18 protein-coding genes are annotated in these 25,024 nt (G+C 55.2%); 6 read left to right on the forward strand and 12 right to left on the reverse strand.

The features are described 5' to 3' along the window. Positions 1-672: 672 nt before the first annotated feature. The 3 genes from ACMGEE_RS17790 to gltP form a co-directional block, all read right to left on the reverse strand. Entirely contained in the window at positions 673-2,217 is a 1,545-nt protein-coding gene (locus ACMGEE_RS17790; protein WP_436830415.1) for a methyl-accepting chemotaxis protein, read from the reverse strand. Between the two features lie 259 nt (positions 2,218-2,476). Continuing rightward, positions 2,477-7,198, reverse strand: a complete 4,722-nt coding sequence (locus ACMGEE_RS17795; RefSeq protein WP_436830416.1) for an autotransporter outer membrane beta-barrel domain-containing protein — start codon at positions 7,196-7,198, stop codon at positions 2,477-2,479. A gap of 522 nt (positions 7,199-7,720) precedes the next feature. After that, complete coding sequence (gltP, locus tag ACMGEE_RS17800; protein WP_436830417.1) at positions 7,721-9,016, reverse strand: glutamate/aspartate:proton symporter GltP; 1,296 nt, start codon at positions 9,014-9,016, stop codon at positions 7,721-7,723. Between the two features lie 529 nt (positions 9,017-9,545). Between gltP and acs the strand changes: the two genes are divergently transcribed. From acs to actP, 3 genes are all read left to right on the forward strand, one after another. Then, positions 9,546-11,498 (forward strand): acetate--CoA ligase, encoded by a 1,953-nt coding sequence (gene acs, locus ACMGEE_RS17805; protein ID WP_301730338.1) that lies wholly within the window; start codon positions 9,546-9,548, stop codon positions 11,496-11,498. A gap of 157 nt (positions 11,499-11,655) precedes the next feature. Then, positions 11,656-11,964 (forward strand): DUF485 domain-containing protein, encoded by a 309-nt coding sequence (locus tag ACMGEE_RS17810; RefSeq protein ID WP_125290228.1) that lies wholly within the window; start codon positions 11,656-11,658, stop codon positions 11,962-11,964. Next, on the forward strand, positions 11,961-13,610 hold the full coding sequence (gene actP / locus ACMGEE_RS17815) for a cation/acetate symporter ActP (RefSeq protein ID WP_125290227.1): 1,650 nt from the start codon (positions 11,961-11,963) through the stop codon (positions 13,608-13,610). The genes ACMGEE_RS17810 and actP overlap by 4 nt, the downstream gene beginning before the upstream one ends. 51 nt (positions 13,611-13,661) lie before the next feature. Here the strand turns inward: actP and ACMGEE_RS17820 are convergent, their stop codons facing one another. From ACMGEE_RS17820 to ACMGEE_RS17860, 9 genes are all read right to left on the reverse strand, one after another. Beyond that, positions 13,662-14,432: a hypothetical protein gene (locus tag ACMGEE_RS17820; protein ID WP_436830441.1), complete on the reverse strand. Its 771-nt coding sequence runs from the start codon at positions 14,430-14,432 to the stop codon at positions 13,662-13,664. Positions 14,433-14,491: 59 nt separating this feature from the next. After that, positions 14,492-15,040, reverse strand: coding sequence for a fimbrial protein (locus ACMGEE_RS17825; protein WP_301252126.1), 549 nt, complete (start codon positions 15,038-15,040; stop codon positions 14,492-14,494). After that, the gene (locus ACMGEE_RS17830) at positions 15,037-15,540 is read right to left on the reverse strand and encodes a fimbrial protein (RefSeq protein WP_436830418.1); all 504 of its coding nucleotides are present in this window, start codon (positions 15,538-15,540) and stop codon (positions 15,037-15,039) included. Before ACMGEE_RS17830 ends, ACMGEE_RS17825 begins: the two co-directional genes overlap by 4 nt. Before the next feature lie 125 nt (positions 15,541-15,665). Beyond that, the gene (locus tag ACMGEE_RS17835) at positions 15,666-16,415 is read right to left on the reverse strand and encodes a fimbria/pilus periplasmic chaperone (protein WP_369895083.1); all 750 of its coding nucleotides are present in this window, start codon (positions 16,413-16,415) and stop codon (positions 15,666-15,668) included. Positions 16,416-16,462: 47 nt separating this feature from the next. Beyond that, positions 16,463-18,964, reverse strand: coding sequence for an outer membrane usher protein (locus ACMGEE_RS17840; protein ID WP_436830419.1), 2,502 nt, complete (start codon positions 18,962-18,964; stop codon positions 16,463-16,465). A gap of 187 nt (positions 18,965-19,151) precedes the next feature. Continuing rightward, positions 19,152-19,661, reverse strand: a complete 510-nt coding sequence (locus ACMGEE_RS17845) for a fimbrial protein (protein WP_436830420.1) — start codon at positions 19,659-19,661, stop codon at positions 19,152-19,154. A 679-nt stretch (positions 19,662-20,340) separates the two neighbouring features. Then, positions 20,341-20,886: a YfaZ family outer membrane protein gene (locus ACMGEE_RS17850; RefSeq protein ID WP_253456085.1), complete on the reverse strand. Its 546-nt coding sequence runs from the start codon at positions 20,884-20,886 to the stop codon at positions 20,341-20,343. Positions 20,887-21,028: 142 nt separating this feature from the next. Next, a complete protein-coding gene (locus ACMGEE_RS17855; protein ID WP_253456088.1) occupies positions 21,029-21,727 on the reverse strand; it encodes an LrgB family protein in 699 nt (232 codons plus the stop codon). Next, positions 21,720-22,145 carry a CidA/LrgA family protein gene (locus tag ACMGEE_RS17860; RefSeq protein ID WP_369895081.1) on the reverse strand — a complete coding sequence of 142 codons (426 nt, stop codon included), beginning with the start codon at positions 22,143-22,145 and terminating at the stop codon, positions 21,720-21,722. The genes ACMGEE_RS17855 and ACMGEE_RS17860 overlap by 8 nt, the downstream gene beginning before the upstream one ends. A gap of 103 nt (positions 22,146-22,248) precedes the next feature. On the opposite strand from ACMGEE_RS17860, the gene ACMGEE_RS17865 reads away from it, so the two are divergent. From ACMGEE_RS17865 to ACMGEE_RS17875, 3 genes are all read left to right on the forward strand, one after another. Continuing rightward, a complete protein-coding gene (locus tag ACMGEE_RS17865) occupies positions 22,249-23,151 on the forward strand; it encodes a LysR family transcriptional regulator (RefSeq protein WP_436830421.1) in 903 nt (300 codons plus the stop codon). Between the two features lie 557 nt (positions 23,152-23,708). After that, positions 23,709-24,539 carry a DUF3289 family protein gene (locus tag ACMGEE_RS17870; RefSeq protein WP_436830422.1) on the forward strand — a complete coding sequence of 277 codons (831 nt, stop codon included), beginning with the start codon at positions 23,709-23,711 and terminating at the stop codon, positions 24,537-24,539. A 5-nt stretch (positions 24,540-24,544) separates the two neighbouring features. Continuing rightward, positions 24,545-25,021 carry a DUF943 family protein gene (locus ACMGEE_RS17875; RefSeq protein WP_253461152.1) on the forward strand — a complete coding sequence of 159 codons (477 nt, stop codon included), beginning with the start codon at positions 24,545-24,547 and terminating at the stop codon, positions 25,019-25,021. Positions 25,022-25,024 lie beyond the last annotated feature (3 nt).

The following is a 25,024-nucleotide window of genomic DNA, read 5'->3' on the forward strand; positions in this document are numbered from 1 at the left end:
AGCAGTAACTTAAAATGGACGTGATTTCCCTTTTTTCAGCAACAAACGTTGGTAAAAGCTAACGGAAAAACAACAGAATATTTTATATTTTTTATCACTTTTTGCCGTGGGAGAGTCGTTGCCCTTCTGGTCGGGCCTCTGCGTACCCGCCACAGGAAAACTCCGAATAACCGAAAACAGTACCATGATTACTAAAGAATTTATTATTGCAAACCCCGGCATTATTCCTAATTGTTTCTCTGCGCTGGTTTTGAGATTGCAGTATATCAGTCAATTATTATACAGTTTTGGTTATCGTTCTGCGGCGTTCGGGAAAGCTTCTTTTATCCGACTAACGCTTTCCCCCCTTAACGCAGACGATCCCCCCTCTGTAGCAGGATAAGCTTCACCACGCCACCACCAGGGCGTTATGCGGAGCAGGTCGCAAGGCCTGCTCTTTTTTATCGCTGTTTTGGCTGTAAAAAGCCCGGAGGGGCAGCCCGCCTTAAAGCGTTATATCCGTGGAGAGAGCGTAAAACAGGCGTTGCCACCGCGTTTTCGGCCAGGCACCTGGGCAGGAGAATAAGGAAAGCGGGCGGGAATTGTGTTGTACCGTTTAAAAGTATACCGCTCAAAAGGCAGGCTCCGTCCGCTGCTCGCCAAAACACGGCGCGACCGAAGCCTGCATCACCGTTAGCGGAACACGCTGATCGCTTCCACCAGACGGGTGGCCTGATGCGTCATTCGGCCAGCCGCCTGCGCGCCTTCTTCCACCCGCTCGGCGTTCTGATGGGTGATATTGTCCAGGTCTTCTACCGCCAGGCTGACTTCGCTCAGTGCCGTAGCCTGCTCGGCGGTGGCGGAACTGATCTGCGCAATCAGCGAGGTCACGTTCTGCACCTGAGAAACGATATCCTCCATCGTTTTGCCCGCGTCGTTAACGTGGACGCTGCCGGACTCCACCTTCAGCGCGCTGTTCTCCACCAGGCTTTTTATTTCGCTGGCGGCCTTGGCGCTGCGCTGTGCCAGGCTGCGCACTTCTCCGGCCACCACGGCAAAGCCTTTGCCCTGCTCGCCCGCGCGTGCGGCTTCCACCGCAGCGTTTAGCGCCAGGATATTGGTCTGGAACGCGATCCCATCAATGACGCTGGTGATGTTGGCTATCTTCTTCGAACTGTCGGCAATTTCCGCCATCATGCCGACCATATCCTTCATCACCACGCCGCCTTTGGTCGCGGCATCGCGAGTGCTGGCGGAAAGCGTATTGACCTGCTGCGCCGTGTCGGTATTGCTTTTTACCGTGGCGGTCAGTTCATTCATGGTGGCAGCCGTTTGCTGGACGTTGGCCGCCGCCTGCTCCGTACGACGGCTCAGCTCGTTGTTGCCGTGCGCGATAGCATCGCTGGCGCTCATCACGTTGACCGCCTGGCCGCTGACGTCTTCCAACAGCCAGCGGAACATCAACCCCAGCTGCCCGACCGCCCGCAGCGTGGTGCCGATTTCATCCACGCGATCCATCTGGTCGACCTGCTGGCAGGCGCCGGTCGCCACGCTCAGCGCCTGTTTGCACAGCCGCTCGACGGGACGGGAAACCTGCTGCTCAAGCCAGCTCGTGGCCAGCAGCAGCAGCACGGCCATGATGGCGCTGAATATCGCCAGCGGCTGGCCCGGCAGCCCCAGCGCCCAAACGCCCGCCACGGAGAGCGGCCACAGCGCCAGCAGCGCAGAGCGAATACGCCAGCGCAGCGGCATGGTTTTCAGCAGCGAGGCCCAGCGCAGCGCCCCGGTACGCATCAGCAGCCCTTTATGGAAGCGCCAGCCCTTACGCTTGCCTTCGCGAAATTCTTTATACAATTTTTCAGCCTGCGCGATCTCCTGCGCGGCGGGACGGGTGCGAACGGACATATGGCCCTGTATCTGACCGTTGCGCACGATCGGCACGGCATTGGCGCGTACCCAGTAGTGATCGCCGTTTTTACGACGGTTTTTCACCAGCGCGGACCAGGGTTCGCCCTGTTGCAGCGTCGCCCACATATCGGCAAACGCTTCCGGCGGCATATCAGGATGGCGCACTATATTGTGAGGCTGCCCGTTGATCTCTTCCGGCGTAAAGCCGCTGACTTTGATGAATACGTCGTTCGCGTAGGTGATATGGCTGCTGGCGTCGGTGGTTGACATCAGCGTGGCGTTCTCATCAAACGCAAATTCCTGCTGTGTTACGGGTTGATTGCTGCGCATGGCGTAAATCCTTGAAGCGGTGACCAGGATTGGGCTTTGAGTGGATAAATTATCATTCGTTATATTTTCGGCCCGTTCCGCCTGAACTTTAGTTGCTAAAGCTAAATTCCATGCAAAGGTTAAAAAACCGCAAAGCCTTACGGACAGCCATCTGGCGAGAAAAGAACCGGTTCCAGACGCCCGCAAAACCCTGTCGACGACAAGTCATTATTATGCAGAGATGTTTTAGTATGGTGAACGGATCACGCCCGCTGAAAGATCAAAAACGCCACCTTACGCCCGCGTTATAGCCCCAGCCTTTGCCGCCGTTGCCGTCGATTTCTTTCCGATAGTCCGCTTCCGCATAGAGCGACACGTTATTTTTAAAGACGGTGGTGGCGCCGACGCCGGCTTCCCACATCTGACCGAACTTACCGCTGCGGAAGCTCTGCTCAAGGCCGTCCACGCCTTTAGCGCCTATTGTGGTTTTAGCCTGACTGTCCCAGCCTTTGTAATAGTTGGTGCGCAGATAAGGCGTGTACTGGCGGCCGCTGTTATCGCTCCAGCGTCGATCCAGCTTCGCGCCGACGCGCCCAATGGTCTGGTGCGAATCGTCGTAGCTGACCGTCAGGTTATCCCTGTCGCTGAAGTTATCCAGCCCCAGATGCAGGTAAGTCAGCTGGGCTGAAGGCTCCAGCCGCAGCCCGCCGCCCAGCGCAAACGGATAGCCGCTCTCCAGCGAGGCGCTCCAGCCTTTGCCTTTGATCTTTGCCACGTTCTGCCTGCGTGCAATATCCGTTTCGCCACGATGCCAGCTGTAGGAGAGCGTGCCGTCCAGGTAGAAGCCGCTTTCCTGTAGCCAGGTGGCATAAAGCGCCAGCGTATCGCTGTCGAACGTGGTGCTGCTGTAGCCGTCGGCCGCGTCCGGACGGATGCGGCTGTTGCCGCGTGTCCAGGCGACGCCGCCGCGCAGGCTGCCGTTGTCCCCATCCAGCTGCACGACGTTGCCGCCTACCTGCAGCGCGCTGTAATCCATATCCAGGTCGTAGCCGAAATTCTGGAAGCTCTGGCTGGTGCTGTAGCGCATGTTGGCGCCGGTATAGCGCAGGAACATTTCCCCGCCGGCCTCGCCCTGGCCCTGACGCAGCTCGCCCAGCCGGTTATGCAGATCGTTAAGCGTGGCTGCGGAATAGTACGCCAGCCCGGTCGGAGCGGAGAGATAAGCAGGCACCTGCGGCACTACCGCCGCACGGGAAACGCCGTTATTCCTGACGAGGCCGTTAGCCAGACGATAGTCGCGAAACTGGCTGCCGCTGCCGTCGACCTGCCGCTGGGCGGCATCGCTGCTGCCCGGCGCAAAGCTGTAGAGATCGTAGCGCCACGGCCCGGCTGCCAGATAGCCGCCCTGGAGCGCAAAGCTGTTGGCGCTGGCACTGCCTGCCACCTGTGCCAGCGAGATGCCTTCGTTCGCCTCAATAACGCCATTTTGATTAGCATCGTTCAGCGCGCCGGTGCTGCCTGCCGCTGGCGTGACGTTAATCAACGTGGTGCCGTTAACATCGCCGTTTACGCGCAGGATGTCGCTGCGCTGGTTGGCGGGCGCGCCGCCGCCGTTAAGCGCGCTGGCGAGCTTCAGCGTGCCGTTCAGCGAGTTCAGCGTGCCGTTGATGGTCAGCGTGTTGCCCGGCGATCCGGAGCCGTTGGTCAGATCCAGCGTACCGGCGTTATTCACCACCAGCGAATCGCTGGTGCCGCCTCTCAACACGGGATCCACGAGGTTTCCGGCATAGAGCGTGGACTCGCGATCGATATTCAGGGTGCTGTGCGCCAGCTGCAGATTGTCGGTCAACGTCCAGTCGGTATGGTAGAAATTGATGGTGCTCCAGCCCGCGCCCAGGTTGACGCCCCGGCCTGCGTCGTCGCTGGCGAAGGAGCCGCCACGGGCCGCGATCTCGCTCAGGCTGAGCGTGCTGCCTTCGCCGCCCGCCGTGGTGATATGACTAACGTTAGCCAGGCTGACGTTCTGCACAAAGGCCTGGTTATCGATGCCGCTGCCCATCGTCAGGCTGCCGTTGAGGGTGCCGCCGGTCAGCGTCAGCGTATCGGTGCCGTTCCCCGTGTTCACATCGCCCTGCACCGCTCCACCGATCAGGGCGATCCGATCGTCCGTCGCGCCGCCCGCCACGATAACCGTATCGGCATATTGCGCGCCAATCGTGCCTTCGTTAACAAATACCGTGCTGCCGCCGCGCAGATCGATAACGGGCGCCACCGTACCCCACGAGAAGATGTCGCCCCGGTTTACCACTTCGCTGGCGGTCTGGCTGACAATTGCCGAACCGCCGCTTTCAGTGGTGATATAGATGTTTCCCTCTGAGATGACTTTCCCCGTGGTATTGGCGCGGATCCCTGTTCCGCCGCTGCCGACAAGGATCACCATGCCGCGTGGCACCAGCATGTCGGCCTGCGTGGTCGAGCCATCGGCATTAGCAAAGGTGTAGCCCGTTGCGCCGTCGGAAGGTTCGATACCAACGGAAAGCAGTGAATCGAAAGTGGTGGCGGAACGAATGCCGCTGCCGCTGCCCCTGGCATAGATATAGGTGTTGGCCAGGGAAATGTTGGGGGTTTCCGCCAGGTTATTGATGGCGCTGCCGCTGCCGTTTACCGTCAGCGTAGCGCCGTCAATCGACAGCCCGGCGGCGCCTTCTTCCAGCAGAACGGCGTCGGCGCTGCCGTTGCCCGTAATGCTGTTACGGAAGATGCCGTCGCCATACAGCGCAAAATTACCGTTATGACTCACGCGTACCGCTGCCGTACCACCTGACTCCAGCTGGGCGCTTTCGGGAAAAAATTGCGCGGTGCCTTCGCTCACATCAAACGCGATACCGGTAGCAGCGACCAGACCGCCCTGCATCAAAAAAGAGCCGCCGTTTTGTATCCGTACGCCGGTGCTGTTGTCGCCGGTTAGTTTAACCAACGAAGCGTCTCCCAGCGTTATCCTCGCGCCGTTGGTTATCTGAAAAGCGGTTGCGTTAGCGCCACCGCCAGAAACGCTGCCGCTATCGTAAACCGATGTACCTGCGCCGTCAGCGCGGATGCCGACGGCGCCTTCTCCCCCCAGAGTGATTGGGCCAGTGAGGTAGGCATAAGCGTTGCCGCCCGCCTCGCTTCTTAACCACACCGCCGTATTGTGGGTGTCGCCTGACGGCCCGGTGCTGCCGTTAACGTTGACGATCCCGTCCGAGTAAACGCTGGCAAAGCTGCCGCTGCTGGCGATCGCTTTGATCCCGGTGCCGTTATCGCCATTCAGATTGATCGTCCCGGCGTTGCCGACCAGCCCGCCGCTGCCGGAGTCGATCGCCAGCAGCGCGATATTCTCCTCCGGGCGAAAATCCGCCTGACCGTTAACGTCAATCACGCCGTTATTTTGCAGGCGGGCGTTCGGGCCATTCACCACCTTCATGGCGGTGCTGTTCTGAGTTTGTGCACCCAGTACGATATGCCCGTCATTTACGGCGCTGCCATCACCAATCATATTAATGCCGACGGCGCCGGACAGCCGGGTATCGAAGGCTTCATCTGTCAGAGCATTTTGCGGCGATCGCCCCAGCCAGAGCGTGCCGTCCACAGCATTGGTGAAGCTCGCCTGCGGGCCGTTAACGAACACGCCGCTGGCGCCGTCCGCCGCGCCTGTATTAATGTTGCCGTTATTGATCGCGCTGCCGCTAAAAATCCCCAGGCCAGTGCCGCTGCCTGCGATGTTGATGACGCCGTTATTGGTGAAACGGCTGCCGTCCTGTAGCCGTACCGCATTGCGGCTTTGGCCGACCGTGCTGCTGTCCACGCCGCTGCCATCGGCATTATTGAAGAAGCCGGCATTAATAACGCCGTTATTAACGCCGGTACTGCCGCTAAGCAGCTCCAGCGCGTTGCCATCGGTGATGCCGTTACCGGTACTGGCGACCTTACCGTTGATAATCGCCGTGCCGCCGTTTGCAGCCAGCACCGCGCTGCTGGCGTTCGCCACCTCCAGCGTTTTATTAACCGTAACCCTGGCCTGCGCGCCGTCTGCGCTGAGCACCACCAGTTCGCCAATCGGCTGCGCCGCTTCGTCATCCGCATCCTGCGCCACTATGCCGTAAACGATTTGCCCGCTGGTGAGAGTTACGGCTTTATCCAGCTCGTCACGGTAGCTGTCGGGATTGAGCTGGCCCGTTTCCAGCTGCCCGATAAGCCAGTTGTTATAGTTTTTAAAATCATCAAAGTTGGTCACGTTGAATCGCGTGATGACGTTATTTCTGGTGGCGACGCTGAACTCGCCTTTGTAATCAGCCACGCTGTCTACGGGAAGGGTGAGGTAAGGCCCGCCAGAAGGTGGAAGCGCAGCGGTAAAGGTCAGACGGTTATCGCCATTCCAGTTCATGTTGCCGCTGCCGGTGGCGGCAAAAAGCCGACTCTGTTTGGCCGCCATGCGCCAGCCGTTGGTTTCTGACGTCGTTGCCGCACCGGACTGGCCGATTGCCACGTTAATGGTGCCTTTACTGACCTGCGCCACGCGGGCGTTAATATATTGCCCGCCTTTGACGTCAACATAGTTTGGCAGCGGCGTATCCAGCCCGAGCGGCGGTATTTCGACCATGCTGGCGGAATTAAAAACGTCAAAGGGACGATAGCCGCCGTTCTCCCAGTCCGGGACATAAATGGTGTAACCGCCTGTACCGGGATCCAGGCCCGGCCTTTCTGCCAGCGACAGGTCAGGGTTATTCACACGGCCCTGTAGCTCTCTCAGCGTAAAGCTTTGCTCGCCGCTCAGCCCCGGCGAAAACTGCTGGTTGCCGCTAAGCGTTTGCGTGGAGCCGTTGCAGACGCAAAAAGCGCCGACTTTATTATCATTAACATAGGGTGAAAAGGGTTTCAGCGTCGCCGCCTGGCTGTAAAAAGCAGGCGCTATCGCGCCCTGTGCCGCAATAAGGCTTAACAAAAGGGGATGTAATTTAAACAAGGATATTTCCTCCAGAGCTGAAGAAAAAAGTAAAAAACATCTCGCCGTAAAAATGCGATTGCAGACGGCAGGCGGCGTGACGAATAATTAAAAATTGTTAATAACAATCACATCACTACTGAAAAGAAAGATCCATATAAAGTTATGGCGGCAAACGACATCCCCAAAAAAATAAGAATAGTGCCGTAAATAATCATATTAATTACCGGCCCTTTATTAAACTCTACACGCCTGATTACTAAAAGGAATCGCCGCCTTTTCAGGCTTAACGTAAAATATAATTATAGTCTTGCCAAATAGATGCAGCTCGCGATAAGAGAAAAAATGAGAAGATAAAATTTAACGGTCAACGCCATAAATATTTACTATTAAAAATCAGTATGAAACGTTATTCAGCGGCGACTTAAATAATCTCATTTATGATTACGCAACCGCATAACCGCTGCGTTTGCGCCTTGCAAAAAACAAAAAAAATGGCCCGAAGGCCATTTTCATTTTTGCTGTTCTTCCGCGCCGGAGCGATCAGGAAGCGGATGCCAGACGCGCCTCGTAGGCCACTGCCTGTTCGGCATCGAACTGGTTTTCCCACTTGGCGATCACCAGCACCGCCAGCGCGTTGCCGACCACGTTCAGCGCGGTACGTGCCATGTCCATGATACGGTCAACGCCGGCGATAAACGCCAGGCCTTCCAGCGGAATGCCTACGCTGCCCAGCGTAGCCAGCAGCACCACAAAGGAAACGCCAGGCACGCCCGCGATCCCCTTTGAGGTCACCATCAGCGTCAGCACCAGCACGATCTCCTGACCAATAGAGAGGTCAATGCCGTACAGCTGCGCGATAAAGATCGCCGCGATGCTCTGATAGAGCGTGGAGCCGTCCAGGTTAAACGAATAGCCGGTCGGCACCACAAAGCTGGTGATGGACTTGGGCGCGCCGTAAGCCTCCATTTTCTCCATGATCTTCGGCAGCACCGTTTCGGAGCTGGAGGTGGAGTAAGAGAGGATCAGCTCATCCTTCAGGATGCGCATCAGCGTGGTAATGCGCAGCTTACAGATGCGCGCGACCGTTCCCAGCACCACAAAGGCAAAGAACAGAATGGCAACGTACACCAGGATCACCAGCTTAGCCAGCGGCCACAGCGAGGCGAAACCAAAGTTGGCGATAGTCACCGAGATCAGGGCAAACACGCCAATCGGCGCGTAACGCATAATCATATTGGTGACTTTAAACATGGTTTCCGAGGTGGAACGAAACACCTTCACCAACGGCTCGCGATGTTCCGCAGGCAGCGATGACAGCCCCAGACCAAACAGCACCGAGAAGAAGATGATCGGCAGCATCTCGCCTTTCGCGATCGCCGCGAAAATATTCTGCGGGATCAGCGACAGGATAGTGGTCACCAGGCTGTGCGGGCCGCCCTGAACCTGCGCCGTCGTGGCTTCATACTTAGAGATGTCCACCGTTGCCAGCGTCGACATATCAATGCCGTAGCCAGGTTGAAACACATTCGCCAGGGTAATCCCTACCACAATGGCAATGGTGGTTATCACTTCAAAATAGAGGATGGTTTTGACGCCGATCCGCCCCAGTTTTTTCGCATCGCCCACGCCGGCGATACCGACGATCAGCGTGGAAATCACGATGGGAACCACAATCATCTTGATCAGATGGATAAAGATATCCCCGGCAGGACTAAGAATGTTAGCGATTAACCATTCACGATCCCCCGGTTGATTATGCAGTATCGCGCCAACGACGATCCCCAGTACCAACGCCGTCAATATTTGCCAGGCAAGGCTGAATTTTGCAGCTTTCATAATAGTTTTTTCCTTAACAAAACCCGCTCTCCGCGTCTTTAATGCGGAGCGATCACTCTCAAGGGAAGCAGGCCGATGTCGGCGAATGCGCGGATAATGGATGGTTGATACCTGATTTGCAGGCGCGTAATCAGTACCATTTTCACGGGTATAAATGCAACCCTAAGTGATATACGGCTAAACTATCATCGCCGAACAGGATAAAGCTCTGGAATCGACGTGTACGACTAACTCTTTGTTATAATTAGCAATATATCTCCATACTTGCGCATAGCTATGCAGTTGCTCGCCAGACGCCAGGCGAACAGCCAGGTTTAGTTGTGCGCCTTTTGTACAGCCCGTTTGCGTTATGCGGCGAATGAGTGGGCGACGGTTGCAGAAAGTTCCACCGTATTACGGCAACTTTTTGACCATTTTCATCACCTGACGTTATGGCGTGATCCATGGCGCAAAAAGCAAACAAAGCCCGGCGGCTCGCTCCATCCAACCTTTGATTGACATATTATTAACATCTTCAAGGAGAGTAGCCATGAGCCAACAACACCGACATCCCGTTCCCGCGAATATCGCGGAAAATACGCTGATCACTGCCCAGCAGTATCAGTCGATGTACCAGCAGTCCGTACAGGATCCCGAGGCGTTCTGGGGCGAACAGGGTAAAATCCTCGACTGGATAAAACCGTACACCCGCGTGAAGAACACCTCATTTGCGCCGGGCAATATTAATATCCGCTGGTTTGAAGACGGCACGCTCAATCTGGCGGCCAACTGTCTGGATCGCCACCTGCACAGCCGGGGCGACCATCCGGCGATTATCTGGGAAGGCGACGACGCCAGCGAAAGCAAGACGCTGACCTTTCGCGAGCTGCATCGCGAAGTCTGCCGCTTCGCCAACTCGCTGAAAGAGCTGGGCATAGGTAAAGGCGACGTGGTGGCGATCTATATGCCAATGGTGCCGGAAGCCGCCGTCGCCATGCTGGCCTGCGCGCGTATCGGCGCGGTGCACTCGGTGATTTTTGGCGGTTTCTCGCCGGAAGCCGTTGCCGGACGCATCGTCGACTCCGCCGCGAAGCTGGTGGTGACCGCCGATGAGGGCATTCGCGCCGGGCGCGCTATCCCGCTGAAGAAAAACGTCGACGAGGCGCTGGCTAATCCCAGCGTCACCACGGTAAGCAACGTGGTGGTTTTCCGCCGCACCGGCGCGGATATCGACTGGCACAGCCGCGATCTGTGGTGGCACGAGCTGGTGAACAAGGCCAGCGCGCACCACCAGCCGGAAGAGATGGGCGCGGAAGATCCGCTGTTTATTCTTTACACCTCCGGCTCCACCGGCAAGCCGAAGGGCGTGCTGCATACTACCGGCGGCTATCTGGTTTACGCGGCGACCACCTTCAAATACGTTTTTGATTATCATGCCGACGATATCTACTGGTGCACCGCCGACGTCGGCTGGATCACCGGCCACAGCTATCTGCTTTACGGCCCGCTGGCGCTGGGCGCGACCACGCTGATGTTTGAAGGCGTGCCTAACTGGCCGAAGCCGAGCCGGATGGCGGAAGTGGTGGATAAACATAAAGTCACGCTGCTGTATACCGCGCCTACGGCAATTCGCGCGCTGATGGCGGAGGGCGACAAGGCCATTAGCGGCACCGATCGCTCCACGCTGCGTATTCTGGGTTCCGTCGGCGAACCGATTAACCCGGAAGCCTGGGAGTGGTATTACCAGAAAATTGGCAATAGCCGCTGCCCGATTGTCGATACCTGGTGGCAGACGGAAACGGGCGGCTTTATGATCGCGCCGCTGCCTGGCGCGACGGAGCTGAAGGCCGGTTCGGCCACCAAACCCTTTTTCGGCGTGCAGCCCGCGCTGGTCGATAACGAAGGCAACGCGCTGGAAGGTGCCTGCGAGGGCAACCTGGTGATCGTTGACGCCTGGCCAGGCCTGGCACGCACGCTGTTCGGCGATCACGAGCGCTTTGAACAGACCTACTTCTCTACCTTTAAAAACATGTACTTCAGCGGCGACGGCGCGCGGCGCGACGAGGACGGCTATTACTGGATCACCGGCCGCGTGGATGACGTCCTGAACGTTTCCGGCCATCGGCTGGGCACGGCGGAGATAGAATCCGCGCTGGTGTCCCATCCTAAAATCGCCGAGGCGGCCGTGGTCGGCATTCCTCACGCCATTAAAGGCCAGGCCATCTACGCCTATATCACGCTGAACAGCGGCGAAGAGCCGACGCCCGAGCTTTACAGCGAGGTGCGCAGCTGGGTGCGTAAAGAGATCGGCCCTATCGCCACGCCGGACGTGCTGCACTGGACGGACTCCCTGCCGAAAACCCGCTCCGGGAAAATTATGCGCCGTATTTTGCGCAAAATTGCCGCTGGCGATACCACCAATTTAGGCGATACCTCGACGCTGGCCGATCCGGGCGTGGTGGAAAAACTGCTGGAGGAGAAACAGGGTATTGCCATGCCCTGAAAATAAGCAAAAGGCAGTATAGCTTTATCGGGCAGCGTAATGATTATCACGCTGCCCTTTATTTATCAGCTTCCCGATGATGAGGCATTACCGGCGCGGTCGCTCAGTCAAGCCGGATCTCATAACAGCTCTTGCAATTATCTCTGGAGACTCTGTGATGAACGATAGATATCAGCGGATTGAAAAAAGCGCGCGCTTTAAAGAGCTGGTCAGAAAACGCCAGGCCTTCGCCACGCTGCTCTCGGTAATAATGCTTATTCTCTACGTCGGCTTTATTTTATTAATCGCCTTTGCGCCAGGCTGGCTGGGTACGCCGCTTGACGCTAATACCAATGTTACCCGTGGTATTCCGATTGGCATTGGGCTGATCGTTATTTCTTTTCTTTTAACCGGTATTTATGTCTGGCGAGCCAATGGCGAATTCGACCGCTTAACCAAAGCGCTGCTGGATGAGGTGAAAGGATGAAACTTTTCCTTTATTTCGCCCTGCTGCTGCCTGTTTCCTCCCGCGCCGCCGATGCGATTAGCGGCGCGGTTGAAAAACAGCCCACCAACGTTGAAGCGATCGTGATGTTCCTGATCTTCGTGGCCGCCACGCTGGGTATCACCTGGTGGGCCTCCAAACGCACCCGTTCGCGCAGCGATTATTATACCGCAGGCGGCAATATCACCGGTTTTCAGAACGGCCTGGCGATGGCGGGCGACTTTATGTCCGCCGCCTCATTCCTGGGGATCTCCGCGCTGGTTTATACCTCCGGCTACGACGGCCTGATCTATTCGCTGGGTTTTCTGGTCGGCTGGCCGATTATCCTGTTTCTGATCGCCGAACGGCTGCGCAACCTGGGACGCTATACCTTTGCCGACGTTGCCTCCTATCGTCTGAAACAGCTGCCTATTCGCACGCTTTCCGCCTGCGGCTCACTGGTGGTGGTGGCGCTCTATCTGATTGCGCAGATGGTCGGCGCGGGTAAGCTTATCCAGCTGCTGTTTGGCCTGGACTATCACGTCGCCGTGGTGCTGGTGGGGATCCTGATGGTGCTGTACGTCCTGTTCGGCGGCATGCTGGCGACCACCTGGGTGCAGATTATCAAGGCGGTGCTGCTGCTGTTCGGCGCCAGCTTTATGGCAATCATGGTGATGAAAACCGTGGGCTTCAGCTTTAATAATCTCTTTACCCAGGCGATGGCGGTGCATCCAAAAGGCGTGGCGATCATGCGTCCCGGCGGGCTGGTGCACGACCCGATTTCCGCGCTGTCGCTCGGGCTGGGGCTGATGTTTGGTACGGCCGGCCTGCCGCATATCCTGATGCGCTTCTTTACCGTCAGCGACGCCCGCGAGGCGCGTAAAAGCGTGTTTTACGCCACCGGTTTTATGGGCTACTTCTACTTCCTGACCTTTATTATCGGCTTCGGCGCTATTCTGCTGGTCGGCGCTAATCCGGCATTTAAGGATGCCACCGGCTTGTTGATTGGCGGAAACAATATGGCGGCGGTGCATCTGGCCGATGCCGTTGGCGGCAGCCTGTTCCTGGGCTTTATTTCCGCAGTGGCCTTCGCCACGATTCTGGCGGTGGTCGCCGGGCTGACGCTGGCGGGCGCGTCGGCGGTATCGCACGACCTTTACGCCAGCGTGGTGAAAAAGGGCCAGGCCACCGAGAAGCAGGAGCTGCGCGTCTCGAAAATCACCGTGCTGGTGCTGGGGGTGGTCGCTATCGCGCTGGGTATTTTGTTTGAGAAACAGAACATCGCCTTTATGGTCGGGCTGGCCTTCTCGATTGCGGCAAGCTGTAACTTCCCGATTATTCTGCTGTCGATGTACTGGTCGAAACTGACCACAAGAGGTGCGATGGCAGGCGGCTGGCTGGGGCTACTGACGGCGGTCGTGTTGATGATCCTGGGGCCAACGGTATGGGTGCAGGTGCTGGGCCACGCGAAGCCGGTCTTCCCCTACGAGTATCCGGCGCTGTTTTCTATGCTGGTCGCCTTTATCGGCACCTGGCTGTTTTCCGTGACCGACCACTCGCAGGAAGGCCAGCAGGAGCGGCAGCGTTTCCAGGCGCAGTTTGTGCGTTCGCAAACCGGCGTGGGCATTGAAAGCGGGAAAAGTCACTAAGTAGCGATCTGCAAGGCGGCTGGCCGCCTTGCAGCGCAGCAACGCGCGCCCTCAGTAGTAGTTCAGCACCACCACCACGCTATCCTCTATACGCTGTGCCACTTTCGGCGTTCCGGTTGTTTGCATATACAGCGCCTCGGTTACGCCGCTGGTAAAAACCTTTAGTCCCTCAAGTTTTTTACCGCTTTCATCCAGGATCTGCTGCTCGAGCACGTTCCCCGCCGATGCCTGCTGCGTAATCTCCACTGTAGTCGACGGCACCGTTTTGCATATTAACGTGAGGTCCCCTACCTTGTGGTTACGGTTAATGGGCTCGCCGACGATAACCGTCCCCAGATCGTTGGGGTAACTCACCAGCTCTGCATGGCAGTCATCGATCGGCGTGATCGGTATGCCGCCGCTGCAGCGTGCGTCTTTGCCCAGGCCATCCCATCCTGACCAGCAGGCGCTGTAATCGCCTTCCTGTACCGGTAAGCTTACCGTTTGCGTTAAGCGGTATTGCGCGACTTTTATCCGACTTGCTGGTTCGTCGGTGGCGTTCTGGCATTGTTGTACGGTTGGCGCGCCGCCGGGCGCATCGCTCATTCCGATAAACGTGGCGGCCACTTCAGGATCGCGGACGGTAAGGCCATAGATATGGAACACAAGGTCACGATCGTTGCCTCTGCTGGAGCAGAGCCAGACATCGGTGCCGGCCTCCACCGTAATCATATTGTTTCTGACCGTCAGGCCGGTCGTGACGCCCGGCACGGAATTGTAGTACCACGCCAGCGCCGACGTTGAAAAACAGATCAGGCTCAGCGCGAACATAATCCTTTTCATTTTATCTCCTTGTTATGAGCCAGCCAGCACCCCGTACGGCGGCGGCGGGCTGCGTCGGTTCAGGGGTATTCGATGATGTAATTCAGGCTGGCGGTGAATTCTCCCGCCGTCGGCGGCGTCGCGCCGTCCGCCCGTAGATAGGCCTGCATCGGGATAACGATATCAGCAGCATTCAAAGACAGCGTCAGGCCCGGCGAGGCGGCATTGACCGCCAGCGGCGCGCCCCGCACATTTTCGATGCCGATAACGATGCCGGTAGCGGTACTGCCTGCATCCGGTTGCAGCATCCCGTTACTGTCCCCATTCCCGCGCAGGAAAACTTCAATTCGGCCTGGCGTTGTTGCATCAAACTCGCAGTTTTCCAGATGAACGGCAAACGGGTAACGCGGGCTTTCCTGCGAGTTCTGCAACATGTTCAGCGTGACGGCCGCCAGCGGGAGCGTAATGTATTCATCGCCGGGCCGTATCGTACAGGGGCTGAGATTTTCAACCAGCGTACCGCTGAATTTGGCCTTCACCGCTACCTCTACAGGCGCGGCATAGCCGAGCGCAACGCACAGCATCATCCCCAGGCCTGACCACAGGCAGCGTAATAATCCCCTTTTCATTCGTAGACCGCCTTAATTGTCGCCGTCGCCTCAAAGTATCCGGGCGTTAACGAGGCCGCCGCATTTTTCACCAGTACGGCCATCAGAACGGGGGGATCCGTGCCATCAATAGCAAACGAGGTGTTTACCGGCTGGAGTTTACCGTCGTTCATTATTTTAATGGCCAGGCCGGGCTGGACATACAGCATCCCCTGGCCAAAATCTGCGCCCGTGCCGTCGATTTGCAGCGTTACCGCATTTTTACCCTGCTGCTTGCAGCTAAAGTTATAAGCAATCTCGCTCTGGTAATTAGTGCCGTTGATTTTTGCAATATCTACCTGATCGCTAAAGGAAACCTCAACGTTTTTGCCTTCATTAAGCTGACAGGAGGCGGACTGCACCACGTTGGCCGTCATGGTGAAGGTAAATACCTCCGGCGCTGCCGTCACCCGGCCTGAAAATAGCGTTAATCCTGTTAGCGTGCAGAGCACCGCTTTTGCAAAGGTGGTTGTCCTGTCCATCTGTTTATTCCTGCCGCCGTTTATCACGACTTATCCAACATAAACCTGCCGCAGCCCGAGCAAAACGCGGTTAAGCAAAGAAGCGTTGCGCGGCTGCTCTGGCGAAGCGGCAAAACTTTATGCGCTTAGCCAGCGGGCCTGACCGCCGTGGCCTTACAATGATCCCCGCTACAGGTAAACTGCAACTGCGGACGGGCGCCGTAATCGTTGATATAGGTGAGCAGCGGGCGGCTCCCCAGCGCTTCAGCGCTGACCTCAAGCACGCCTTTACTTTTCGGCGCGATCATCAGCGGCTTGAAATCATTGATGGCGCTATTCCTGGCGGCGTTGCGGCCATCGATCAGCGTCACGAAATAGGGCGTGGGATTGTTTACCTGATAGCGATCGCCGGCGCGAGTCAGCGTCAGCTGCTCCTGAAAGGGCACCGCGTTTCTTTTGGGCACCAGCGCCTGCGGGCGATAAAATAATTTTACCTTTGTCTGCAAGGCAAGCTGGAGCGTATTGGGGCGTTCGGATCGCGGCGGGATCTCACGCAGATTAAAGTAGAACAAGGTTTCACGATCCTGCGGCAGCGCGCCCACGGAAGGCAACGTCTCTATTTTTACCTGGCTTTTGCTGCCCGGCTCAATGCGCTGTACCGGCGGCAGAGCAGTCAGCGGCTGCTGGATTTTTTTACCCTGGCTATCTTCTATCCAGCCCTGCGCCAGATAGGGTAATTGTTTATTATCGTTACTGACGACCAGGCTGACAGACTTTTGGCCGCCCTCAAAAATCACGCGTGTACGATCGAGCGAAACAGCGCCATAGCTTTGTGCAGCCACCAGGACGGAGAGTAAAACGGCGATGCGTGATAAACCTGCTTTAGATGATCTCATTTTTTCCCCTTACACCATGTCAACTATCAGCGGCAGCCCTGCGCGGTTTATAACAGGCGGCACGGCAATAAAAGACGCTGAGAAATATCACCGGACAAGCTCTCCGGCAGTTTAAATTCGCACTGCTCTTTGCCGCTCCAGCTTACCCGCATCGTTATGCCTGGCTGGATACCGCTCAGATAGATGCTGCCGTCGTCATTCACAATGCCCACTTCCTGACGCTGGCTGTTTTTTACCGTAGCGCCAAACGGCGGGGCTTCGCCGTTTTCCAGGCGCAGTACCGCCATGGTTTTGCTCCCGGTCACCACTTTAAAGCCACCGTAGCCAATCGCGCCTTCGGTTAAGGTGCGCTGGATAACCGAAGCGCTCGCTTCAGCATTGTCCGGCAACGCATTGATATCGATACTGATGCGGTTACGGTAATAGCTGCTAATATCCGCGATAACGGCTTTGCCAAAGTGGTTACTCAAGGTATCCGCGCCGTAGCTTTTTACCGGAATATCCTTTACCGCGGTGTCGATCAGCATTCTGGTGCCGCCCGGCCTGCTGGTACGATGCAGCGCCGCACCCTGTGCGGTAGCCGTTACGCCGCCCTGCGCCGAAAGGCTTAAAGCTGAATAGCTGTTGCCCTGATAGCTGGCATTAACGTTTATCCGCGCTCTGTCTCCCTGATAGGTGTAATAGCCGCTTGCCAGCGTCTCCTGACCGGCAACCCCGCCGCTGATTTGGTAGTTGTTACGCTCATCCATCGTATTGAAGTAGCTGGCCTGATGACTGTTATTACCCTGATTAAAAGATCCGTTGTAATTCAGCGTGCCGCTGTTGCCCCACGGTAGAGACAGCGACAGGTAAATACCGTCATCATTGCTGCCGTCATATTTATTACGCCAGGCGGTGGCTGACAGACTGACGTTACGCAAGCGCCCGGCGTCAAAATATTTCGTCGCCGTCAGGGTAAAACGGTCATTGTCCGGTTTATCCCACCAGGTCTGATGAGAGTAATTCAGATAAAAGCTTGCCCGCCAGTCGCGCAGCTGCTGGCTGAAGATGGCGGTATACATCTCTTTACCGTTGCCGTAGGCCCTGCCGTATTTATGCGCGTTAAGGTAATCCTGCATACTCATATAGCCCTGCTCTGAATAGCGGTAGCCTGCAAAGGTCATTTCACTGTCGGTTTCGTCGAACCTTTTTGAGTAGCTGACGCGCCACGAGGCCCCTTTCTGCGTATCCGGCAGCGGATCGGGCAAACGCCGGGAAAACGCCTGAGTAAAATCCAGAGAGAGCGCGCCGAAAGCCATCAGATCGCGCCCTGTGCCCAGCGCCAGCGCCTGGTATTCCTCACTGGCTATCGTCCCGCCGTACAGGGACCAGCCGTTACTGACGCCCCATGAGAACTCGCCGTTTACAAACCCCTCGCCTTCCATATGGTGCTGAGTGTTGGAAGGCCTGCCTGCCGCCAGCTTGTAGCGCACCATGCCCGGCCGCGTCAGATAGGGCACGCTGGCCGTATTGATGCTGAAAGTTTGTACTGAGCCATCCTGCTCTTCTACCCGCACATCCAGCTCGCCGCTGATCGTTTCGTTGAGATCCTGAATACGAAACGGCCCGGCGGCGACCCGGGTTTCCTTGATGACCCGCCCTTTCTGGCTGATCACCACTCTGGCGCTGGTTTTCGCTATCCCGCTGATTTCCGGGGAATAACCACGCAGATTAGGCGGCAGCATATTGTCATCAGACCGCAGGCTCAGCCCGGAATAGGTAAAACTGTCGAAGATATCTGAAAAGAGCGCATGTTCGCCCACGCCCAGCCTGGCGTGCCTGTGCGGTAAAGCGCGCCAGGCATAGAAACGCGTCCAGTCCCAGTTAAGGTTGTTACTGGCCTGATTGTCATAGCGCCCCTGCCAGTCGGCACGCAGGCGCCAGGGACCAACGTTGGCCCCGGCCGTCCCGTTGCCCGTAAACGTGTTGTCCGTCTTCTTCTCGTGCTCATGCCGGGTCTGGGCACTGGCGTAATAATCGAACAACAAGCCGGGTATCCCCTCATCCCACTGCGCCGGCGGATCCCAGTTGGGCGCGCGGTATTCCAGATAAATTTGTGGGATAGTTAAATAGAGCGTATTGGTGCCTAAATCAGCGCGCTGGCTCATACCCGGCAAACTGTCGGTATTCAGACACTGGCCCTCATGCCACCACGTTAACTGCGGGCGTAGCTCAGGCTTCAGGCCAATAAAATTGACCAGAGCGGCAGTCAGACAGGGCTTACTTTCTTTTTCATTATCTTCTGTCGTAAACCAGTCCACTGACTGCTCGGGGAGCTCATTATCATTAATCTGAAGTTTCAGAGTGTAGTTACCGGGCATGATATATCCCGCCTGAGAAAAACGGCTGAGATCGATGTTCGTTCTGTCTTTCACATCTAAAAGATCGGTATTAAATTCTATTCCACGTGCCTCGACAGACCGCGCGAAACAGCAAAGAATCAGCAGGAAGATGGCATGCCACAGCCATAAAATATCTTTTTTTAATATAATATTCACTGACATCGGCATCCTTACGAGAAGTTAATCCCTGGGTAAGCCTTTCATAACCGATTTAATAATTTTTTGCCGGAGGAATTAAGCATGGAAATAATTCCGCCATTCTGCCGACAAACATGAACCTGTTTTGCCGTTGTTCCCCAGGCAGAAAACACTCCCGGCAGAAACGCCGGGAGAGGACAAGGTCCGTCAAATCGACTTATTGATATGCAAGTGTGAAATCAGCAATACTCTGGAATTCGCCAGGCGTTACGTCTTTACCATCACCTTGCACATAGGCAGAAAAACTCAGCGTATTATAGCCAGTCTGCAAAACCTGCTTAGCGCTCGGACTGCCGAGCTTGAGCACTGCGCCAGTACCATCAGTGATGGCGATACTCGCGCCCTTAACTGTCCCGGTCATGCCCAACAGACCGGTAGCGCTTTCCGGTCCGCTAAACGTGGCCGTTACCGCTGCGGCGGTCGCAACCGTACAGTTTTCCAGTTTAATCTGGAAAGGACGGGGATCGGAGGTTCCACCATCCTTCAGGGTAACAGTCGAGATTTGCCCAAGAGGCACGTCCTGATAAACAGAGTCAGGATTAATTGAGCAAGGAGACTCAATGACGGAGCCCGAAAAAGTCACTGAACCATGTCCCTGGTCGGCATAAGCTACAGAAGTCATGCCGAAAATGGCGATAGCTGACAGTACGATTTTATTCAGTTGCATAAAGTACATTCCTTTGATTATAAACCTTTCCGTTTATCGGATGATAAATGTTTATTTATAACATCATTTTCTTTGCTGAAAAAAAGCCAACCTGTAAAAACAGATAAGTTAATAATGCATTAACGGCGCTTGAGTTTATTAATGGCCATTTACATTGTCAGGTAAATACAATCCGTAATAAATACCTGTTCAGGGCGGCAGGATTATTCTTACAGAAGACATTTCCAGATGAAAGGTCTTTTTTCTTAAAAAATGACAGAAAAAAAATGAAAGTTTAGACAGGAAGGTGTTACTGGCGATAAATGCTAAAAAATCGTCGAACAGAGATGCTCTTCAGAATAAAAAACCAAATAAATCCCATTTTGCACGCCGTCACTCTATAAATGACAAATGTAAAAAAAGAAGAAACAAATGGGGCGGTTTAAATATATAGCATTTATCTTTGCCGGAGTATTAAAAATATCAGGCAAGCTCCTTAATATAAGCTGCTATATTTTAATATATATCACCTGTTTGAACATTAGCGGCAACAACTTTATAAACCTTGTTAAAAGTTCAGCATAATAAGCCTGTTCCCGGCCTGTATCAGGGCATCAGCCGTACCGGGAGCAGGCAGGTCCGGCCAGAAGCCGGACACATTCAGCGGCGGGCCACCCTTTACAGGTTGCCGCCTTTGGCATCAGAAATGCAGGGATGCACCTACGTATGCGCCGTCAGCAATGACGTTGTCTTTACGACCGTCTTTGCCGTTCATCGCCAGGTACTGATAGCCCACGCGCACGTCAACCAGGGAGATTGGCTTAAAGCTCACGCCAGCGGAAGCTTCCTGGTAGTCATCAATGTGGCTGGAGAAAGAATCCGGCGAGTAGTAATACTGGCCAAATACGTTAAACATATTGGTGACTGGAACGCTTGCGCCAATGCCGACCGCAACGGCATAGCCGTCTTTGCTATCGGTTGGGTTGGTGGAAATCGCTTTCACGCCAGGCGTGATAAAGATATCGCCCAGACCCACATTGTAACCCAGACCCAGGCTGCCCATGCTGCCGTCGTGATCGCTACGCAACCAGTTACCGGTCAGCGCCAGACCAGGCGAGTCAGCGCCCATGCCCGCGTGTACATTAGTATAATCACGACCTACGTCGACACCGCCTTCAATCGCCTGCGCTGATCCGGCCAGCGCCAGCAGCGCCAGAGCGCCTGCGGTAGTTGCCACTGCTTTCATTTTATTCTCCTGATGAATTTACTTACGCCGTTTCCCGACGGCAGCGGAGGATAGATCATCAACAGAGGAAATAAAATGAGAATGCGACGAATCTTAGGGCTTGTTTAGTAAATGTTGCTGTTAGGGGGCGAACATGCAGGCTTCAAACCAGCGTCCACATCAGGCGGCCAATCAGCGGCGCGATAACCACTGTCACCACACCTGACAGCATCATCACCAGGCTGGCGACCACGCCCTCCTCCTGACCAATTTCATAGGCGCGAGCGGTGCCTGCGCCGTGTGAGGCCGCGCCAAACCCGGCGCCTTTCGCCAATCCCTGCTTGACGGCAAGCCGAATAAAAAGCAGATCGCCGACGGCCATACCGAATACGCCGGTGATCACCACAAACAGCGCCACCAGATCGGGCTGCCCGCCCAGCTGCTTCGCCGCCGCCAGCGCAAAGGGCGTAGTGACAGAGCGCACCGCCAGACTACGCTGGATTGCCTCCGGCAGCGTCAGCAGCCTTGCCAGCCATACCGAGCTGCAAACGGCGACCAGCGTGGCGGTCAGTACGCCCGCGCTAAGCGACAGCCAGTGGCGGCGGATAATCGCCATATTTTCATAAACGGGCACGGCGAAGGCCAGCGTAGCCGGGCCAAGCAGCCACAGCAGCCAGCGGTTTTCGTCGATATAGTTCTGCCAGGAGATATGGGTCAGCAGCAGCAGCGCCACCAGCACCATTGGCGTCATCACCAGCGGCATCAGCAGCAGCCTGTGCCAGCGGCGGTAGAGACGTTTATTGAGAAAATAGACCAGCAGCGTCGCCAGCAGACAGAGCAGGCTGATAAAAAAGTTATTCACCCTGACGCTCCTTTTTTCGTGCCGCCAGCCGCATTTCAAAACGATAGACGCGATCCACCACCAGCGCGGTAGCGGAAAGCACCAGCAGCGTACTGATCATAATCACCAACATAATCCGCCAGCCGTCCACGCGCAGCAGCTGCGAATAGTTAACCACCGCCACCACGGCAGGAATAAAAAACAGCAGCATTTCCGCCAGCAGCCAGCGCGATCCGGCTTTCACCCAGTTCAGCGGCAGCACCCGCAGCATAATCAACGCCAGCAGCAGCAACATGCCCACGATATTGGCGGGCAACGGCAGCCGCAACCAGTCAACCAGCCGCTGCGCGGTCAGAAAAAAAGCGATATACAGCACCACCTGTAACGGAACCTGAATACGTTGCTGCCACGTGCTTTGCGGGCGTATCGCCAGCTTCATGATGGGTCTCTCTCTGAATAATGCGTAAAGAGAGTATAAAGCCGTACCAAAGGGTGAAAAAAATGACTTAATATTATCTGAACTATGCCTTACAGGAATGTTTATGGACGTCAGAGCCCTGCGTTATTTTGTGGAAGTGGTGCGCCAGCAAAGCTTTACTCGCGCGGCGGAGCAGCTGTACGTCACGCAGCCGACCATCAGTAAAATGCTGCGCCAGCTGGAGGATGAACTGGGCTGTACGCTGCTGATCCGTGAAGGACGCAAGCTGCATCTGACCGATACCGGACAGGCTGTTTATCAGCGCGGGCTGACTATCCTTCAGGAATTTAAGCAGCTGGAAGCGGAAATCAGCGATATCAACGACCTGAAAACGGGCGAGCTGCGGTTAGGCATTCCGCCAATGGTGGGGATGCAGATTGCCGGTTCGATCTCCACTTTCCGCCAGCGTTATCCCGGCGTCGAGCTGAAAATTTCCGAATTCGGCGGCCTGACCGTGCAGCAGGCAGTGCTTTCCGGCACGCTGGATATTGCGATGACCGCGCTGCCGGTAGCGGAAGATCTGCCGCTGAACGCGCTGCCGCTGATGAGCCACCCGCTCTGCGTGCTGGTGCCGAAAACCCGCGAATGGCTGCGCCGTACCCATATTCCGCTGGCCGAGCTGGCCGGGCATCCTATCCTGATTTATAACGAAGAGTTTTCGCTGAACCGCCAGCTGATGCGTGCCTTCCAGGCCAGCGGCTTTACGCCGCAGATCGCGGTACGCAGCGGCCAGTGGGATTTTCTCGCGGCGATGGTACAGGCCGGTATGGGCGTGGCAATCCTGCCGGAGCCGATCTGCCAGCGGCTGGATAAAAGCCATCTGCTGTGGCTGCCGCTGGAGTCGGAGCTGGTCTGGCAGCTGGGCCTGATCTGGCGGGAAGGCAGCTACCTCTCAAAGAGCGCGCAGGCCTGGATCGCCTGCTGTCGCCAGTTCTGGCCGGGTCAGACGCCAACGCTGTCGGTATAAAAAACGGGGGCGCTGGCAGCGGCCCCGGAGACGCTAAACAGGCGCATTTTTACCTGTCTTTTAACCTTATTCGTTCTGCCTCTTACGGATATTGCTATTCAGCTTGTCTGCTGCCTCTGCGTTCTGGAAAAGAATGCCGAAGAAGATATAGATCGGCACGGATGAAAGCGTATGACTTCATCAGCAATAATTAGCAGAACTGTTACGTCAGAGACTGGCCTGATATTTACCAGACCCAACCCTGAGCCTTAAAGCGCGTTTTCCTGCCGTTTACAAAACAAAAGCAAAAGAAAATAGTATTAGCCTGGCGGAACCTCTCATTTCATCAGAACAGCAGCAAGCAGAATAAACCACCGGTTACCCCCCTTATCATAATATTTCCTTTTCCTCCAAAATATAATTACCGTTATATGAAGAATTTATCTTTCGCTGTACGGTTGAATAACATCAGATGACAGAGGCGATTTTCTTAACGCAGCATGACGAACATAAATTAAGCTGATAAACTAACAGAAAACCGGGCAATAGCGCTCGTTGACCAGCAAAAGGAATATTGCATGTCACCTTCTCTACAGGCTTTACGCCTGCCCTTCGATGTTTTTCAGACGCAGAAACGCATGGATGATTACGGTGCCGACGATATGAAGTGCGGCGATTTGAGCGAGCTGCAGCTGAAGAACTTTTATCGGCTGGAGAAAGTATCCGGTCAGTATGATCCCTGGCGGGCAGAGAGAACGGATTTTCCCATCAGCAATTACGCCGTGATACGTCATAAGATGCGCCATCATGAAGTGGCAGCCAAACTATTCAACGAATTCCGCCGCGAGTCGCGGCCCTTCTCTTTTTTCGGCCATCGCGGGCTGTTTATGGCACTAATCGACCATTTTCAATATGGCGATGGAAAACCCTTTTCCAGCAGTGAATTAAATGGGGCTTATAAGAGGTTGATAGAAAGCGCGCATTCAGATAACGCAAACTCGTCAAAGGTTATCGATAAATTTATACGGGAAAATATAGACTGGGATAATTATTTTCTTGCCGAAAATAAAAAACAGGCTTTAAGAAAAGTTATCGGAGAGAGTTTTCTTCCGAAATTTAATAGATTACAAGACAAGATGAATGGTCTGGGTATGTCAGTGCACGGTATATACGCGACAAAAATCACGCTAAAGTCTCTGGAAGTTAACGGAGATAAATACAAAGCCACCCTGCATTACAAAGGCCAGGATCACTTTGGCCTTGATGACCGCGATATCATGGATCCTCGTTTTCATCATTTGAATATTTTCCGAATCTGGTTTGTGCTACAGCGCTGGAGAAGGTACGCGTACAAACCCTTCTTTACCAATATGGCAGCGACCATCACGCTGACGGGAAGCAAAAAGTGAAAAAGATGAATAGATTTTTCCCGGCTCTGGTCGTAGTCAGCTGGCTGTACGTCATCGTTATGATGCTACGGCCTGTAGAGGTTATAGCTGTTCACCAGAATCATTCCGTCACAGATATTTTGGTGAAAAACTTTCCTCTGACCAACAAAGGAAAGATTGAATGGTGGAAAGAAAACGCCCGGAAACTGGATAAACAACACCCTTTTCTTTTAAATAGAAAAGGCGAGACTTTTTGGGTAACTATCTGGGACTTTAAAGACGGTTATCAGCAAGAAAAACCCGATGACACTACTTTTTTCCCGAGTCATAGTACCGACCATCTGCTCTGTTTTGAGAATATAAAAGCGGAGGAAAGATGTATTAAAAAAGAAAACTGGTTGATGCAGGTTACCAGAGCGACAACGGGAACCATGAGCTACACCATGGAAGACGCCTCTTATTACCAAAAGCCAGGCGGCCCGCTGATCCTGGAAGAACGCTGATAC

It is taken from the genome of Erwinia artemisiae (genome assembly GCF_051400835.1).
GTDB classification, from domain to species: Bacteria; Pseudomonadota; Gammaproteobacteria; order Enterobacterales; family Enterobacteriaceae; genus Erwinia; species Erwinia aeris.